General features: G+C 73.7%; 18 protein-coding genes. 4 read left to right on the plus strand and 14 right to left on the minus strand.

Annotation, left to right across the window (positions count from 1 at the left end):
- Nucleotides 1-123: 123 nt before the first annotated feature.
- Complete coding sequence (locus tag QK440_RS39295) at nt 124-1,128, minus strand: hypothetical protein (protein ID WP_282798058.1); 1,005 nt, start codon at nt 1,126-1,128, stop codon at nt 124-126.
- A gap of 203 nt (nt 1,129-1,331) precedes the next feature.
- Complete coding sequence (locus QK440_RS39300; protein WP_282798059.1) at nt 1,332-2,027, minus strand: DUF317 domain-containing protein; 696 nt, start codon at nt 2,025-2,027, stop codon at nt 1,332-1,334.
- Between the two features lie 288 nt (nt 2,028-2,315).
- Here QK440_RS39300 and QK440_RS39305 point away from each other — a divergent pair, with 288 nt between their 5' ends.
- The 3 genes from QK440_RS39305 (at nt 2,316) to QK440_RS39315 (ending at nt 4,014) form a co-directional block, all read left to right on the plus strand.
- Nucleotides 2,316-2,735, plus strand: a complete 420-nt coding sequence (locus QK440_RS39305) for an RNase adapter RapZ (RefSeq protein ID WP_282798060.1) — start codon at nt 2,316-2,318, stop codon at nt 2,733-2,735.
- 14 nt (nt 2,736-2,749) lie between these two features.
- Entirely contained in the window at nt 2,750-3,418 is a 669-nt protein-coding gene (locus QK440_RS39310) for an NUDIX domain-containing protein (protein WP_282798061.1), read from the plus strand.
- A 122-nt stretch (nt 3,419-3,540) separates the two neighbouring features.
- Nucleotides 3,541-4,014 carry a hypothetical protein gene (locus tag QK440_RS39315; protein ID WP_282798062.1) on the plus strand — a complete coding sequence of 158 codons (474 nt, stop codon included), beginning with the start codon at nt 3,541-3,543 and terminating at the stop codon, nt 4,012-4,014.
- A 75-nt stretch (nt 4,015-4,089) separates the two neighbouring features.
- Here QK440_RS39315 and QK440_RS39320 read toward each other — a convergent pair whose 3' ends face one another.
- On the minus strand, nt 4,090-5,112 hold the full coding sequence (locus QK440_RS39320) for a hypothetical protein (RefSeq protein WP_282798063.1): 1,023 nt from the start codon (nt 5,110-5,112) through the stop codon (nt 4,090-4,092).
- A 194-nt stretch (nt 5,113-5,306) separates the two neighbouring features.
- Here QK440_RS39320 and QK440_RS39325 point away from each other — a divergent pair, with 194 nt between their 5' ends.
- Nucleotides 5,307-6,527, plus strand: a complete 1,221-nt coding sequence (locus tag QK440_RS39325) for a pentapeptide repeat-containing protein (RefSeq protein WP_282798064.1) — start codon at nt 5,307-5,309, stop codon at nt 6,525-6,527.
- A gap of 13 nt (nt 6,528-6,540) precedes the next feature.
- On the opposite strand, the gene QK440_RS39330 is transcribed toward QK440_RS39325, so the two are convergent.
- The 11 genes from QK440_RS39330 to QK440_RS39380 form a co-directional block, all read right to left on the minus strand.
- Nucleotides 6,541-7,065, minus strand: coding sequence for a hypothetical protein (locus tag QK440_RS39330; protein ID WP_282798065.1), 525 nt, complete (start codon nt 7,063-7,065; stop codon nt 6,541-6,543).
- A complete protein-coding gene (locus QK440_RS39335) occupies nt 7,053-7,721 on the minus strand; it encodes a nuclease-related domain-containing protein (RefSeq protein ID WP_282798066.1) in 669 nt (222 codons plus the stop codon). The genes QK440_RS39330 and QK440_RS39335 overlap by 13 nt, the downstream gene beginning before the upstream one ends.
- Nucleotides 7,718-8,068 (minus strand): hypothetical protein, encoded by a 351-nt coding sequence (locus QK440_RS39340; RefSeq protein WP_282798067.1) that lies wholly within the window; start codon nt 8,066-8,068, stop codon nt 7,718-7,720. Before QK440_RS39340 ends, QK440_RS39335 begins: the two co-directional genes overlap by 4 nt.
- Nucleotides 8,065-8,676 (minus strand): hypothetical protein, encoded by a 612-nt coding sequence (locus tag QK440_RS39345; protein WP_282798068.1) that lies wholly within the window; start codon nt 8,674-8,676, stop codon nt 8,065-8,067. The genes QK440_RS39340 and QK440_RS39345 overlap by 4 nt, the downstream gene beginning before the upstream one ends.
- An 89-nt stretch (nt 8,677-8,765) precedes the next feature.
- Nucleotides 8,766-9,260: a hypothetical protein gene (locus tag QK440_RS39350; protein ID WP_282798069.1), complete on the minus strand. Its 495-nt coding sequence runs from the start codon at nt 9,258-9,260 to the stop codon at nt 8,766-8,768.
- Between the two features lie 57 nt (nt 9,261-9,317).
- On the minus strand, nt 9,318-10,031 hold the full coding sequence (locus tag QK440_RS39355) for a hypothetical protein (RefSeq protein WP_282798070.1): 714 nt from the start codon (nt 10,029-10,031) through the stop codon (nt 9,318-9,320).
- A 97-nt stretch (nt 10,032-10,128) separates the two neighbouring features.
- Nucleotides 10,129-10,281, minus strand: coding sequence for a hypothetical protein (locus tag QK440_RS39360; protein ID WP_282798071.1), 153 nt, complete (start codon nt 10,279-10,281; stop codon nt 10,129-10,131).
- 21 nt (nt 10,282-10,302) lie between these two features.
- Nucleotides 10,303-10,665 carry a hypothetical protein gene (locus QK440_RS39365; protein ID WP_282798072.1) on the minus strand — a complete coding sequence of 121 codons (363 nt, stop codon included), beginning with the start codon at nt 10,663-10,665 and terminating at the stop codon, nt 10,303-10,305.
- A gap of 192 nt (nt 10,666-10,857) precedes the next feature.
- Nucleotides 10,858-11,760, minus strand: a complete 903-nt coding sequence (locus QK440_RS39370; protein ID WP_282798073.1) for a hypothetical protein — start codon at nt 11,758-11,760, stop codon at nt 10,858-10,860.
- Nucleotides 11,757-12,248: a hypothetical protein gene (locus tag QK440_RS39375; protein WP_282798074.1), complete on the minus strand. Its 492-nt coding sequence runs from the start codon at nt 12,246-12,248 to the stop codon at nt 11,757-11,759. Before QK440_RS39375 ends, QK440_RS39370 begins: the two co-directional genes overlap by 4 nt.
- A gap of 39 nt (nt 12,249-12,287) precedes the next feature.
- Complete coding sequence (locus QK440_RS39380) at nt 12,288-12,755, minus strand: hypothetical protein (RefSeq protein WP_282798075.1); 468 nt, start codon at nt 12,753-12,755, stop codon at nt 12,288-12,290.
- Nucleotides 12,756-12,943 lie beyond the last annotated feature (188 nt).

The following is a 12,943-nucleotide window of genomic DNA, read 5'->3' on the forward strand; positions in this document are numbered from 1 at the left end:
ATCTGCTGGGTTCCAGCATTTCTGGAGAGGGCCGTGCGGGACGAGCCTGCTGAACACCCTCCTCCAGGTGGGGCCAGGCCCCCCCCCCCCCCCCGGGGGGCCCCGGGGCCCACGTCATGTCCGTTACCGGGCCAGCGCGAAGACCTTCTCCCCGCCGATGAAGGGGAGCCCGTCCGGCCCGGCGATGTACGGGCTGATCCACAGCGGCCTGGTGATGCCGAGCGAGGGGTAGGGCTGCTTGCGCCAGTGGCCGCGTACGACCCAGCGGTGCTGGTACTCGCGGGTGCCGGGCGTCTCGTCGGGGGTTGCGCCGCTGGCGGTACGGGCCCGGCGCAGCCGGATCACGCGGACCTCCGTGCCGTAGTCCCGGTCCATGCGCTGGATGCGGCGCCGGGAGGCGCGGTCGGCGCTCATGCGCTCGCCCGTGGCGATGCTCTGGCCCATCAGCAGCCAGGTCGCCTGGATCAGCCGCAGGAGGGCCACGTCGCCGGGGTCGGTACCGCTCAGGTCCGCCGGGCCCGGCTCGATCAGCGTGGTGCGCAGGTAGGTGAAGCCGTGGGCGGGGTGGATGGCGGCCATCTCGCCGGGCCGTACGTGCGCGAACTTCGCCCGCAGCCAGGTCTCGTTCTCCGCCGGGTCCGTGCCCGCCAGGTAGCCGGGTAAGGCGGCGTCGACCTGGTCGAGGTATTCGCGGGTGCCGCTCCAGTAGTCGATGGCCAGGTGCCCGAGCCAGGGCCCCCAGGTGACCAGCCGTACGGGCTGGTTGCCCGCCGCCTCGAACCGCATCGGCGGGTCCTCGAAGACGAGCATGCCGACCGGGGCGGGCAGGTCGTGGGGTTGGATCTCGTAGTCGGCCAGGCTCTGCGCCGCGTGGTGGGCCAGGGCCGTCATGTCGCTGGTGACGAAGAACAGCTCCGCGGCGCGCAGCCCGGCGGCGGTGCGGGCGGCCAGGCCGCGCGTGGTCGAGATGCCGGGCGGCAGGAGGTGGTCGAAGGAGGTGCGCGCCTGGCGGGACATCATGCAGTGGAGCCAGTTGGCCATCCCGTCGCGGTACGGGCTGGCGGCCCAGTCGGCGAGTTCGGCGCGGACCTCGGGTATCTGGCGGGCGGTGGGTGCGGTGACGGCCATGGCCGTCCCCCCTTTTCAAGATCGGCAACATCGGGGCGACCAGACATTCCCGTGGGTCCGGGCGGCACATCCAGCGGTGTGCCGCCCTCCGGTGTCTGCCGTGGGAGAACGGGGCTCCGGCGCCCGCCGGCCCTTCGCCCGGGGTGTGCGGCCGGCCCCTGCCGGGCCTGGGGGGCCGCCGCGCGGGCGGCCCTCCTGGCCGATCAGGCGGTGCGGGTGACCTCGAGCTGGCCGACGCAAGGGTCCGGCAGGACCGTGCGGGCGACCGGGGCGGGGTCGGCCAGCGCCCGGCACAGGGCGTCGATCAGGTGGCCGGGGGTGGCGGGGGTGGCGAGTGCGTGCCACAGGACGGTGAGGTCGGTGGCGCGGCGGGCGGCGAACAGCCAGTTCTTGGTGTCCGCGGTGCCCGGAAGGAGGCGGTCTCCGACGACGACGGCCTGCAGGGTCGGCGCGTACCACTCGAGTTCGGCTCCCAGGTCGCGGATCCATCCGGCTTCGGCGAGGGCACGGGTGGCCTCCAGCGGGCCGACGGGCGCCCGGAGGTAGTGCGGGCCGTCCGGGCCGGGCCGGGCCGGGTCGTCGGCCAGGGCGGCGGCGAAGGCGGCGATCAGTTCCGGCGGCACGGCGGGCGAGAAGACGGCGGTCCAGCGGGCGGGCTCCCCCCGCTCGGTGCGGGCGGTGAAGCGCCACGAGGACGCGGTGCCGTAGTCGCCCCGGCAGGTGCCCTCGGGGGCGAACAGCGCTTCCCGGCGTCCGTCGGCGGTGCGGTAGCCGGTACCGCCCTGGACGGGGCGCTTGCGCCATCCGGCGGCGCACAGCAGGCGGCCGACGGCCGCGGCCGCGGCGGCGTCGGGGCCCGCCAGGTAGCGAGGGGTGATCAGCAGGGTCGGGCGGGTCAAGGCGCACTCCCGGTGGGTGAGTTGGGTGGTGGGGCCGCCGCCGTTCGTTCGGCGGCGTGGTGACGTTGGCGTGGATGGGCGCGCGTCATCCAGCGACGGGGGCGATGTGGGCGTCTGCCGTGGGAGAACAGGTGCCAGGGCGGCCAGGCCGGGGGCCAGAACGCGCCACACCCCCCTCAAACTATTGCGCGTGTATTGGGTTACACCTAGATTCGGGAGCGCACCAGACGCCAACGCGAAACGGGAAGCCCCCAGCCGCACCCGCCCGGGGCTAGGAATGGTGGAGAGATGACGACGAACTTCGACCCGGCCCGCCGCAAGGTGGAGGTCACCAGCTTCGGCTTCCTGCACGGATTCCCCGACACCTCCGGCACCGTCCTGCTGGTGAACCTGACCCAGAAGCTCCGCGACCCCTTTGCGGACCCGCAGATGCGTCACCGCACGGGCCTCGAGCCCGAGGTGAGCCACCACGTCCTGAGCAGCCGCGGCGCGGTGACGGTGCTCGAGGAGACCCTCGGCCAGGTCGAGGCCCTCCTGCACGGCTGGGCCGACCCGCACTTCAAGATCGTGCGGGTGCTGGTGGGCTGCCGCGGCGGCCGGCACCGCAGTGTCGCCATGGCCGAGGCCATCGCCTCCGCACTCAACGACCGCGACATCCCGGCCCTCGTCACCCACCTGCACATCGACCGCCCGGTCGTCGGCGCGTGACGAAGGGATCCCTCATGAGCGAGTACACACCCGTGGACATCACGCCGCCTGAGCTGCAGCCGTCGGCGCTGGCCCACCACGTGCCCGGCTGGGCCGAGGCAGCACCCACACCGGCCGACGTACAGGACTGGCCCCGGCGGCAGGCCGAGGCACTGGTGCCGTTCGAGCTGGACGCGCGGGGCTGGCCCGTGCACCCCCACGGCCGCACCGGCCGCACCGGCCGCAACCTCGGCCGGTGGGGCGAGAACGCCGCTGCGGACCCCATCGTGGTCGCGGGCCGCGGACCGCAACGGCGGGTCCTGCTGATCACCCGGGACGACATCCGTGTGGAGGCGATCCCCGGCGGCATGGTCGAACCGGGCGAGACCGCACCGGCCGCCCTGGTCCGCGAGCTGCGTGAAGAGACTGGCGTCGACCTCTCCGGTCACCGTCCGATCATCCTCGGCCGGGACGTCGTGGACGACTGGCGCAACTCGGATCATGCCTGGGTGGCGTCCACCAGCGCGCTCTACCTGCTGCCGGCCACGGTGACCGCCGTAGCGGACGACGACGCCCTCGATGCCGCGTGGTGGCCGTTCGGCTCCCTCGGCCAGCTCGACGCTGCGATCACCGCCGCCGGACGGACCCTCTACGCCGCGCACCGCCCCCTGCTGCAGCGCGCCTTGGACTGCCTCGCCGAGTAGGGAGCCGACAGGGGCGAGCCGGGCCGTGAAAGCGGCTGACCGCCGGGCACCGCCGGCGAGCAGGGCGGCTCGCCCCCGCCCCTTCGCGCATGCCCAGATCCCGTCACTTCCGGAGGTCCGCCATGGCTGCCACCCTGATCGCGGTGCTCGGCACGCTCGCCGGCGCCGTGACCGCCGGGCTCTTACAGCACCTGACCGCCACCCGCGCCGCTCGCCGGGTGGATGCCGAGCGGCGGCGTGCCGAGTTCGTGGCCGCGGTCCGTGCCGTGCTGAAGGCCTACGTCTATCTTCGCGGCGAGCAGTACCACAAGATCGACGCCCGGCGTGAGGGCCGCGGTGACACCGAGGAGTCCCGGCGCCTGCGCTACGACCGGCGCAGCGACCTCACCGCGGCGATCGACGACCTGTACACGGCGACCGACGACCAGCAGCTCCTGGCCGCCGTGGAGAAGGCCCGCGAGCTGGCGGTGGCGCTCGGTGACGCCGCGCCCGCCCCCGGCGCGGTGGACGAGGCGGCGGTGGCCCGGATCGGCCAGCAGGCCCGCGAAACCCACACCGCTCTGCGGCAGAGTGTCCACCGGGCCCTGTACCGCTGAAAGCTCATCTCCGGCATCCAGCCGTGAGGCGCCGACGCGGCCCGCGGTGCGCACTGCAGCCGCACCCCACGCGCCTCACGCCGCCCGGCGCGGGCCCGCCAGCCGCGCCGGGCGCACCGTTCCCGCGCCGAAGCGGCGGTTGGCCTGGTCCACGGCGCTCTCGGCGCGGCGGCTGTTCTGCGTGCGCCGGTCGAATGTGAGCTGCTCGGCCACCTTGTCAGCGTCCACCAGCTCCGTCGCGCGCACGCTCACGCCGCGGATCCGGGCCCGCTGCAGGCCCAGGCGGGCGAAAAGGTCGTATCCCACATCCCGTAGGTCCTCGGTGTGCGCGGACGGCGCGGGCAGCCGCCGCGAGCGGGTGAGCTGGGAGTGGTCGGCGAACCGGAGCTGCAGCTCCAGGCCCGTCGCGGCCTGGTTCCGCTCGCGCAGCCGGCAGGCGACCATGTAGGCGGCGTCGAGGATCGCGGTCCGTACGGCGTCCGGGTCCAGCACGTCGCAGTCGAAGTCGCGCCGCTCGCTCGTCGAGCGCGGCAGCGCGGTCGGCGTGACCCTCCTGGGGTCCAGCCCCCAGGCCCGGTCCCGCAGGAGCCGTCCCGGCCCTCCGCCGAGGATGCGCTGGGCTGTGGCCTCGGGCAGGCCGGCGAGCGCGCCGATGGTGCAGATGCCGTAGCTGCGCAGGGTGGTCGCCTGCTGCCGGCCGATGCCGTGCAGGTCCTCGACGGGCAGTGGCCACAGGAAGTCGGCGATCGCCAAGGGGTCGTCGGTGACGACCCGGATGCCACCGGGCCCAGGCCGGGCCGAGGCGGTCGCGGCCAGCGCCCAGTTCGGCGCCGCCCCGATGTGCACGTCGGCGTCGCACCACGCCATGGCGCGCAGCCGGATCAGGGACGCGAGCTCGGCTGGGGTGCGCCGGTGGAAACGCAGCGCGCCCGCCACGTCGATGAGCGCGGCACCCGGCGGCAGGGCCTGGACAACGGGAGAGATCTCCGAGAAGAGCAGGTCCAGCAGGGCCTGGTTGGACTCCGGTGGCGTGCCGGGCCGCACCCGCAGGTGCAGGACCCGGGCGCCGAGGGCAGGGTCGGCGTGCCGCTCAGCCACTGTGCCTCCCTCACCGCAATACGCACATCCGTTCGATATGAGTTTACGGCGGCGCGGCCCTGGGCGCGATCCACGCCTCCGCCGGCGCCGACGACCGGGACGCCCTGGCCACGGCTGCGCACCCTGCGCGCCGAGTCCCTCTACGTCGGGCCTGACCGCAACCGGCGGCGGGCTCCGGGCCGTCCTGATGAGGTGTGAGAGCACCTGTACCCCGCCGTGGGAAGAAAGAGAGCGGCCTGCGCCTGTGGCCGGTCGGCCCCGTCCTGGCCCTGGCCTTCGCCGCCGCGCTTCTCGTGGCCAGCTCGGTGTTCTACGCCGGGTGGGATCTGCTGGGCGCCCGGGACATCAAGACGGAACGCCGTATCGACTCCAAGACGCTCTTCGACCTGGTGAAGCTGGCCTTCGGCGTGGTCGCCGGGGCCGGTGCCCTGGTCGCTCTGGTCGTCGCCTACCGGCGCCAGCGGCTCGACGAGGACGGCGCCCTGCGGGACGCCACCCGCCTGCACACCGAACGCTTCACCACCGCCGTCTCCCAGCTCGGCGACGACTCCGCGGCCGTGCGTCTCGGCGGCGTGCACGCCCTGGCCGGCCTCGCCGACGACGCCCCCACCCGCGAGCTGCGCCAGACCTGCATCGATGTCCTGTGCGCCTACCTGCGCCTGCCTTACACCGCCGAGGCCGACCTGCCGGCAGACGACGCGGCGGCGCGGCACGCCTACCTGTCCCTGCGGGAAGTCCGCCACACCGTCATCCGGGTCATCCGGGACCGCCTCCGCCTCGATGCTGAGCATGCGCACTCCTGGCAGGGTCACGACTTCGACTTCACCAACGTCACCTTCGACGGCGGAGACTTCTCCGGCTCGGTGTTCTCCAGCGGGATGGTCAATTTCGCAGGAGCGACGTTCTGCGGCGGCATGGTCCACTTCGCCGAGGCGACGTTTTCCGGTGGCGTGGTCAACTTCGCAGGAGCAATGTTCTCCGGCGGCACGACCTCCTTCGACTCGTCGACGTTCTCCGGCAGCAGCGTCCAATTCCACAAGACGAGGTTCACCGACAGCAAAGTCCGATTCCGCATGGCCAACTTCTCCGGCGGCAAGGTCAGCTTCGCCGGGGCGACGTTCTCCGGCGCCACGGTCAGCTTCCATCGGGCAGCGTTCTCCGGCGCCACGGTCAACTTCCACCGGGCAGCGTTCTCCCGCGGCGCGGTCAGCTTCGCCGGGGCGACGTTCGCAGTCGGCACGGTCAGCTTCACCGGGGCAGCGTTCTCCGGCAGCACGCTCCACCTCGGCAGGGCGAGGTTCTGCGGCGGCGTGGCCGACATGTCCAACGTGCAGGGTGAAACGTCGCCTGGCCTGATACCGCCCTTCCCACCCGGGCTCATTCTGCCGACAGCCTGGCAGCCACCGGAGACGTAAGAAGGTTTCGAACTCAGGCTGTGGGCAGCAGGGTGGCCGCGCGCTCAGCGAGGGCTTGGGCCCGCTTGCGGTCCGGCTTGCCGGGGATCTCCTGGAGCGCCGGCAGCAGCTCTTCGGGGGCCAGGACCGTGATCGGGTTCGGCCAGCCCCGGCACGTGACGCGCTCACGGTGCCGGAAGAGCGGCGAGCCGTGGATGACCAGCGCGGGCACCGTGCCGAGGTTCTTCCACTTCGGCCTGGGGCGGGACACAGCCGTCTGGGTCCGCTTGGCCAGGTCGGCGGCCCCGCGGACGACGCGCTGCTTGGAGCGCCCGCCGCACTGCAGCGTGCCGCTGACGGCGACGGTGAGCTTCCGCTTCGGCCACCGGTAGGAGACCGGCAGCACGAGGCCGCGGCCGCAGGGCGGGATGAGCACGTGGGGGATGTAGAAGCGGGAGCGGGGCAGGGTGCGGTCGGTCAGGATCGCCCAGCCCTCCTCGCGCAGCGGGGCCAGCAGGTGATCGGTGGCCTCGGTGGGGTCCGGGTTCAACCAGCCCATCGTGGATCTCCTTCGCTGTAGGGGTGCAGGGTCTGGGTGACGCGGGCGGCCAGGCGGGCGGCCCGGCGGGGGTCGGGGGTTCCCGCGCGCTGGCGCAGGTGGGCCAGCAGGGCCTGCGGGCCAAAGACGTGCAGCGGGCGCGGCCAGCCGTCGACGAGCACTTCGATGTGGCCGTCGGCGGCGACCGGTGAGCGGTGGATGACCAGGGCGGGCAGGACCGGCAGGTTGGCGGGGCCGACGACGTCGCGGACGAAGCGGGCGAGGAACGCGGCCTTCTCGGCTTGGTCGTGCCGGTCTTCGTCGCCGCAGAACAGGCGCCCGCCGACGGCGCTGGTCGGCCAGGTGGCCCGCCAGCGCTTGGAGTCCAGGACGATGATGCCCTCTCCGCTGGGCGGCACCAGGAGGTGGTCGACGTTGCTGTGCGAGCGCGGCAGGCCCAGGTCGTGGAAGACCGCCCAGCCCTCGCCGGCCAGGACGTCGATCAGGTCCTGGGTGGCCGCTTCGCCTTCTGCCCCCATCAGCCACGGGAGCGCGGCCTGTGGCGTCGGTGGTTTCGCCCGTATGCCCAGGGCGATCAGCAGCCGCGTCCACAGCCCGGGCCGGCGTCCGGCTCCCAGGGCGGCGGCGCGGCGGGCCGCGGAGGATCCGGCGTTCACTGCTGCGCCTCTTCCGGCTGGCTGTCCTTGGCCGCACGGGGATCGACGACGATGAGCGGCGGCGCGGGCCGGCGGGGGGCATGCCGCCGCTGCTGGCGGGCCTCGCGGATGTGGCGGGCCGTGGCGGCGGGGGTGCGCAGAAGGTCGTACGCGATCCGTGCGGCGAACCAGAGCTGGGCCAGCCACCAGCGCGCGCGGCGGCGCCGGGTGACGCGGCGGGCCCCGTGCCTCCAGGCCCACATGTCGAGCGCGTGCCCGGTGTGCTGCAGGACGTGGGCGGCGCCCGCCGCGTAGCCGACGACGAGTGCGCCGCCGAAGGCGGCGGCCAGTGCCTCGGGCCTGATCATGCGGCGGCCGCCAGCGGGGCGAACGGCTCGACGGCCTCGGCCCGCTCGGTGAGGGCCCGGCCCTTGCTCGCGGCGTCCTCGGCGCATCGCCACCGGTAGCGCTGTTCGGGCGTCAGGCAGGCCGCTTGGTGCAGACGCTGCTGTGCCTCGCGGCGGCGCTCGGCGAGGACCGAGCGGTAAACCTGTGCCCGGGCCCGCCACAGCCGGGCCGCTTCACTGGTGTCGTTGGCCCGCGTGGCGAGCTGCTGCTCCACGTCCAGCCAGAGGTCCTTCAGCGCCCGTCGCCATGCTGTGAGGTTGTGCGGGTGGCGCAGGGCCAGGGCCTCGGCGCGCGTCCCGTTGCCCCGCACGTCCTTGCGGGCGGCCTCGACGACGAGGTCGTGGGCCGCGTCCTTGAGCAGGAGGCCGTCGCCGGGCCGGGGGGTGAGGTCGGCCGGTCGCTGCACGGTGCGGGGGCTGCCGCTCAGGTGCCACCATCCGCACGCGCACGGGTAGGGGGTGAGCAGCTTGCCGACCGGGATCTGCACGCGTTTCGCCGCGTACTCGGCGGCCTGTTCGGTGGCGAACGCCGAGACGTTCGGCTTCGGGCACCTGTTGCGCGTGTTCACGGGCTCGTTCCTTTCGTGCGTCAGGGCGGGCGGGGCGGGGGGTGCGCGAGGGCGGGCGGCTCATGTGGCCACCGGGGGCGGGGAGATGGTTACGGGGTGAGGCTCGGGCGTTCCGGGGCCGTGGGGAGGCTCGGGTGTTCCGGGGCCGTGGGGCGGTCTCCGGCAGGGGGCGGGGCCGCGGGGCCGATCATGCGGGCGACGGCGGCGGCGAGACGGGCGACGGCGAGGACCTCACCGAGGGTGCGGTCGCGGTGGCGGGACCAGGCCCTGTGGTCGACCCAGGGGGCGCCGGTGTAGATGCACAGGACGGCCTCTAGGACCTGTCCGGCGACTGCGCGGGTGTCGTCGTCGCCGTTGCCGCCGTCGTGCGCCGTGACGTACAGCGCGTCGTGCAGGTGGCGGCCGGAGTCGCGGTGGCAGCGCTGCGGGTCCCAGTTCTCGCGCGTCATCAGGTCGGCGGCGGCCAGCAGGTGGCGGGCGGCCCGGTCGCCGGTGACCAGGACACCGGAGGGTCCGTACCAGCGCAACGCGTCGTACAGCTCGGCGCCGGGCTGCGTGGGGGATGTCGGGGGCGGGGTGTGCATGTCTCCTCCTCGGGAGCGGGTAGCGGCTGGGCCGGGGTGCGGCCACGGCGGTGCCGGTCAGGAGCGGATGTCGTACTGCGCGAGCAGGCACTGGGCCGAGCGGCGGAAGTCGGCGCGCTGCTTGGGGGTGAGGGCCTCCCAGTCCGGGGCGGCCGCGTCGCTGATGAGGGTGTTGGCGTGGAGCTGGCGGGCGAGGTCCTCGGCACCGACGCCGTTCTGCTGCTGCAGGGTGCGCAGGAAGCGGTACGTGTCGCGGTTGTAGTGGGCGTCGGCGAGCGCGTGGTGGGCGGTGCCCTGTTGTTCAGGCAGTTCGCGCACGCCGAGTTCGTCGGCGATGACCTGCAGCTCGGTGAAGTAGCGCGGGATGTGGACCGGCATCACCGACCAGTCGTTGTCCCACAGGGAGTGCAGGCGGCAGACGTCCTGGGCGCCGTAGTAGGAGACGAGCCGCGGCGCGACGCGAGCCGCGAAGTAGCGGTCCAGGTCGGCGGCGATCTCCTTGGCGGGCCGCACATGCACGTAGTGCGGGTGGCTGGCGTCGAAGCTGATCGTGATGGGGGTACCGGCACGGGTGCGGTGCACGGTGACCGGCAGGTGCGGCAGGACGAGCTCGGCGATGAAGGCGTGGTCCAGGACCGCCTCGAGGTCGGCGTCAGCGTTGACCGCGTAGTAGTCGAAGCCCACGTCATCGGTGATGCCGAGGGACAGCAGTCCGCTCAGCGCGCTGTTGCGCGGGTCGAACTCGCAGTCCAGGAAGGTGGTGCGGGTCATCGCGGCGGGTTCTCCTTCGTCAGGACGCGCAGGACCTGGGCGGCCAGGCGCGGGGTCAGCTCGAGGACGGCCAGCGGGTACAGCCAGCACGCGGCGATCACAGGAGCTCGTCGAGGATGAAGGCGCCGAACCAGACCAGGACGGCCACGCCGAGCCCGACCACAGCGGTGAGCGCGCCGTCGGTGGTGAGGACGTAGGTGAGGTATGAGGCCAGGGAGCCAAGGCCCAGGCCCAGCAGGAAGCGCAGCATCGTGTGGATTTCCGTTTCGGTTCAGGTGGTGACGGCGTGCCCGAAGGCACCGGCCACGGCGGCGAACAGGACGCCGAGCAGGGCGAGCAGGGCCGCGGCCGTCCGCAGGAGGTTGTAGACCAGGGCGGCGAGGCATCCGGTGGCCTCGGCGAGGGTGGTCAGCGGGTCGGTGTTGCCCAGGCGGGCGAGGAGGGCGATCGCCAGGGTGTAGCCGACGACGCCGAGACCGAGCTGCCATCCCAGGCCCAGGCCGGTGTCCGCGGCGATGCCCGCGGCGGTACGGGCCACGATCAGTCCGGCGGTCGCGAAGAGCATCGCGAAGAACACGTCCCTCACGCGCTTGGCGCGGGGGGCGGCCTGGGTGCGGAGTGCGGCCAGCGTCATGAGGTCCTCCGGGAGAGGCCGGGAAGGTGCCGCGCTCCGGGGGGAGTGGGGCGCGGCACCCCGGGGGTGCAGGGCCCCCGGGGGGCAGGGGCCCTGCGAGACAGACACTAGACGAAACCCAATACACACGCAACATGTAGGCGTGAGGGCGGACAGGGACGGGACCGGTCCCCGAAGGGAGAACCGGCCCCCTCAGCCCGGAAGTTCGAGGCCGGCACGCTGCGGCGCTTCGAAGGCACCGAGCCCTTCGCGGAGCATCTTCAGCGCCTCCGCCAGCCGGGCCTCGTGCGTGGCCATCTCCTCGATGAGGCACGCCGCGCGGCGCCGGGCCCTCTCCTGCTGGAGGTGGGGGCGCGCGAAGGCCGCCAGCGCAGCGGCGGCTTCCTTGGTCGACACCGCATCTGCCCAGGACGTGCCGGGGACCAGCCGCCCGCCGAGGGCCTCCTCGAGCGCGGCCAGCAGCCGCAGCCGCTCCTGTACGCCTGGGTCGAGCGCGGCGCCGACCTCCTGCCGGAGTTTGTGCAGCTGCTTCTGGTACTGGTCGCCCAGCTCCTCCCGCTGTCTGCGCAGCGCGGTGACGCGCACCGTCTCGGTGCGGGTCAGGAGCGTCACCAGCAGTTCGGGGGTGATCTGTGGTGTCCGCACCGCGGGCTCGACCACCGTGTGGAACCTGCGCCCGCGGCGCTTGGGCACCAGCATCCCCCACCCGCGCGGGAGCTCCTCGGGCCTGGCGACCGACGTGTTCGGCACGACCAGCCAGAAGCGGGTGCAGTGCAGCCACCATGCCTCGGCCTTGCCCGGATCGCGCTTTTCCCGGAGCCAGTCGGAGCGCTGCGTCTTAATCTCGCAGACGTCGATCTCGCCACTGCCGCGCGAGGCCCAGGTGCCGATGTGTACCGCGTCCGCGCGCCGCGTGGAGCCGCCCGGTGCCGTCACCTCGGTCAGGAACACCGCGCCGGGCCATTCCTCCCCCGGCTTGATGAAGTGGTCGCGCAGCATGTGCCGTAACCGATCGGTGGGCACCGTCCCGATGCCGCGCGGTGCCCGGCCACCGCGCGGGACCGCGATGGCGGTCTGCTCCGTGCCCGCGCTCACCGCGGGCCTCCGGCTGCGGCGAAGGCGGCCGCGATCGCGATGCACACCTTGTGCCACGCCTGGTCGTACCGGTATCCGGCCTGCGGGTCGCGGAGCATCCAGGTGCCCTTGCCCAGCCGGTGGGCCAGCCGCACCATGCCGGTGGTCTGCATCTCCTTGGGGTCCTCGCCCCACCGTCCGCCGGAGCGGTCGGCGAGGTAGTGGGTGCCCGCTGACAGCGCGAGCCCGGCGGCCGCGTACCGCCAGTTCAGCCGCAGGCCCAGGCCCCGGTCGGCGAGGAGCAGGGCGGCTGCCTGCACGGCGGTGTATTCGGCAACGTGTCGTGCACAGGCACGGCGGCCGTCGGGGCCGGGCAGGCCCTTGGCCACCGCGTGGGAGTCCCGCTGTACGAGGTGGTCGGCTCCCTCGTGTGCCGCGGTGAGCACGGCGTAGCAGGAGGGGAAGCGCAGGGCTGCCGTCGTGACGGACAGGCGGTGTGTGGTCTTCATGGCGTTGGCCTCCTGGTGGGTCTGGCGTGGACGCTCGGGTCAGGGCGCCTTGCGTCGGCGGGCCTTGTAGTCGCGCTGGTAGTCGCGCTTGGCCTCCTTGCACGGCTGGCACGGTTCCTCGAACTGGCGCAGGTGGCGGTGGTAGGCGGCGAGGGTGCCGCAGGGCTTCAGGACGCGGCCCGACTCCCGCCGGCGCCGCTGGGCGGAGTGCCGGCGGCACGCCTCCCGGCAGGCGGGGCAGGCCTGCTCCTGGGCGCGCCGGTGCCGCTTGTAGCCCGCGATGGTGCCGTGCGGCCAGTCGCTTCGGTCGCTGGCCTCGGGCTGCGGGTCCTGCTGGGGAGGCAGGTTCTGTTGGGGCAGGTTCTGCTCGGCGACCATCAGGAGCGTGGCGGCCTGCCGGGCGGACAGCGCCACGTGCATCTTGCGGGCGGCGACCAGCATCGCCTCCACGGCCTGCGCCCGCGCGGGTTCCCGTGTCTTCTCGGCAACGGCCGCACGGTGCGGCATCTGCACAACCGTCATGTCAGGGGGCAGGTCCCTTCTGCTAAGTGGGAGGGGGTGGGCAGGCCGTCGTGCGAGGGCGGAGCAGAACCGTGGCGTGGCCGGGGGGGGGGGGGGGGGCGGGCGGGCGGCCCCGCCGCCCGCCCACCCCCGGCGGCGCGGGGCGGGGGGGCGGGCGCCCCCCCCCCCCCGCG

This window comes from Streptomyces sp. CC224B (assembly GCF_030010595.1).
Lineage (GTDB): Bacteria > Actinomycetota > Actinomycetes > Streptomycetales > Streptomycetaceae > Streptomyces > Streptomyces longispororuber.

Coding starts and splice junctions, on each gene's coding strand:
- QK440_RS39380 (WP_282798075.1), bottom strand. CDS start 12,755: ATGCCGCACCGTGCGGCCGTTGCCGAGAAGACACGGGAACCCGCGCGG.
- QK440_RS39305 (WP_282798060.1), top strand. CDS start 2,316: ATGACGACGAACTTCGACCCGGCCCGCCGCAAGGTGGAGGTCACCAGC.
- QK440_RS39360 (WP_282798071.1), bottom strand. CDS start 10,281: ATGCTGCGCTTCCTGCTGGGCCTGGGCCTTGGCTCCCTGGCCTCATAC.
- QK440_RS39310 (WP_282798061.1), top strand. CDS start 2,750: ATGAGCGAGTACACACCCGTGGACATCACGCCGCCTGAGCTGCAGCCG.
- QK440_RS39330 (WP_282798065.1), bottom strand. CDS start 7,065: ATGGGCTGGTTGAACCCGGACCCCACCGAGGCCACCGATCACCTGCTG.
- QK440_RS39315 (WP_282798062.1), top strand. CDS start 3,541: ATGGCTGCCACCCTGATCGCGGTGCTCGGCACGCTCGCCGGCGCCGTG.
- QK440_RS39375 (WP_282798074.1), bottom strand. CDS start 12,248: ATGAAGACCACACACCGCCTGTCCGTCACGACGGCAGCCCTGCGCTTC.
- QK440_RS39355 (WP_282798070.1), bottom strand. CDS start 10,031: ATGACCCGCACCACCTTCCTGGACTGCGAGTTCGACCCGCGCAACAGC.
- QK440_RS39350 (WP_282798069.1), bottom strand. CDS start 9,260: ATGCACACCCCGCCCCCGACATCCCCCACGCAGCCCGGCGCCGAGCTG.
- QK440_RS39295 (WP_282798058.1), bottom strand. CDS start 1,128: ATGGCCGTCACCGCACCCACCGCCCGCCAGATACCCGAGGTCCGCGCC.
- QK440_RS39340 (WP_282798067.1), bottom strand. CDS start 8,068: ATGATCAGGCCCGAGGCACTGGCCGCCGCCTTCGGCGGCGCACTCGTC.
- QK440_RS39365 (WP_282798072.1), bottom strand. CDS start 10,665: ATGACGCTGGCCGCACTCCGCACCCAGGCCGCCCCCCGCGCCAAGCGC.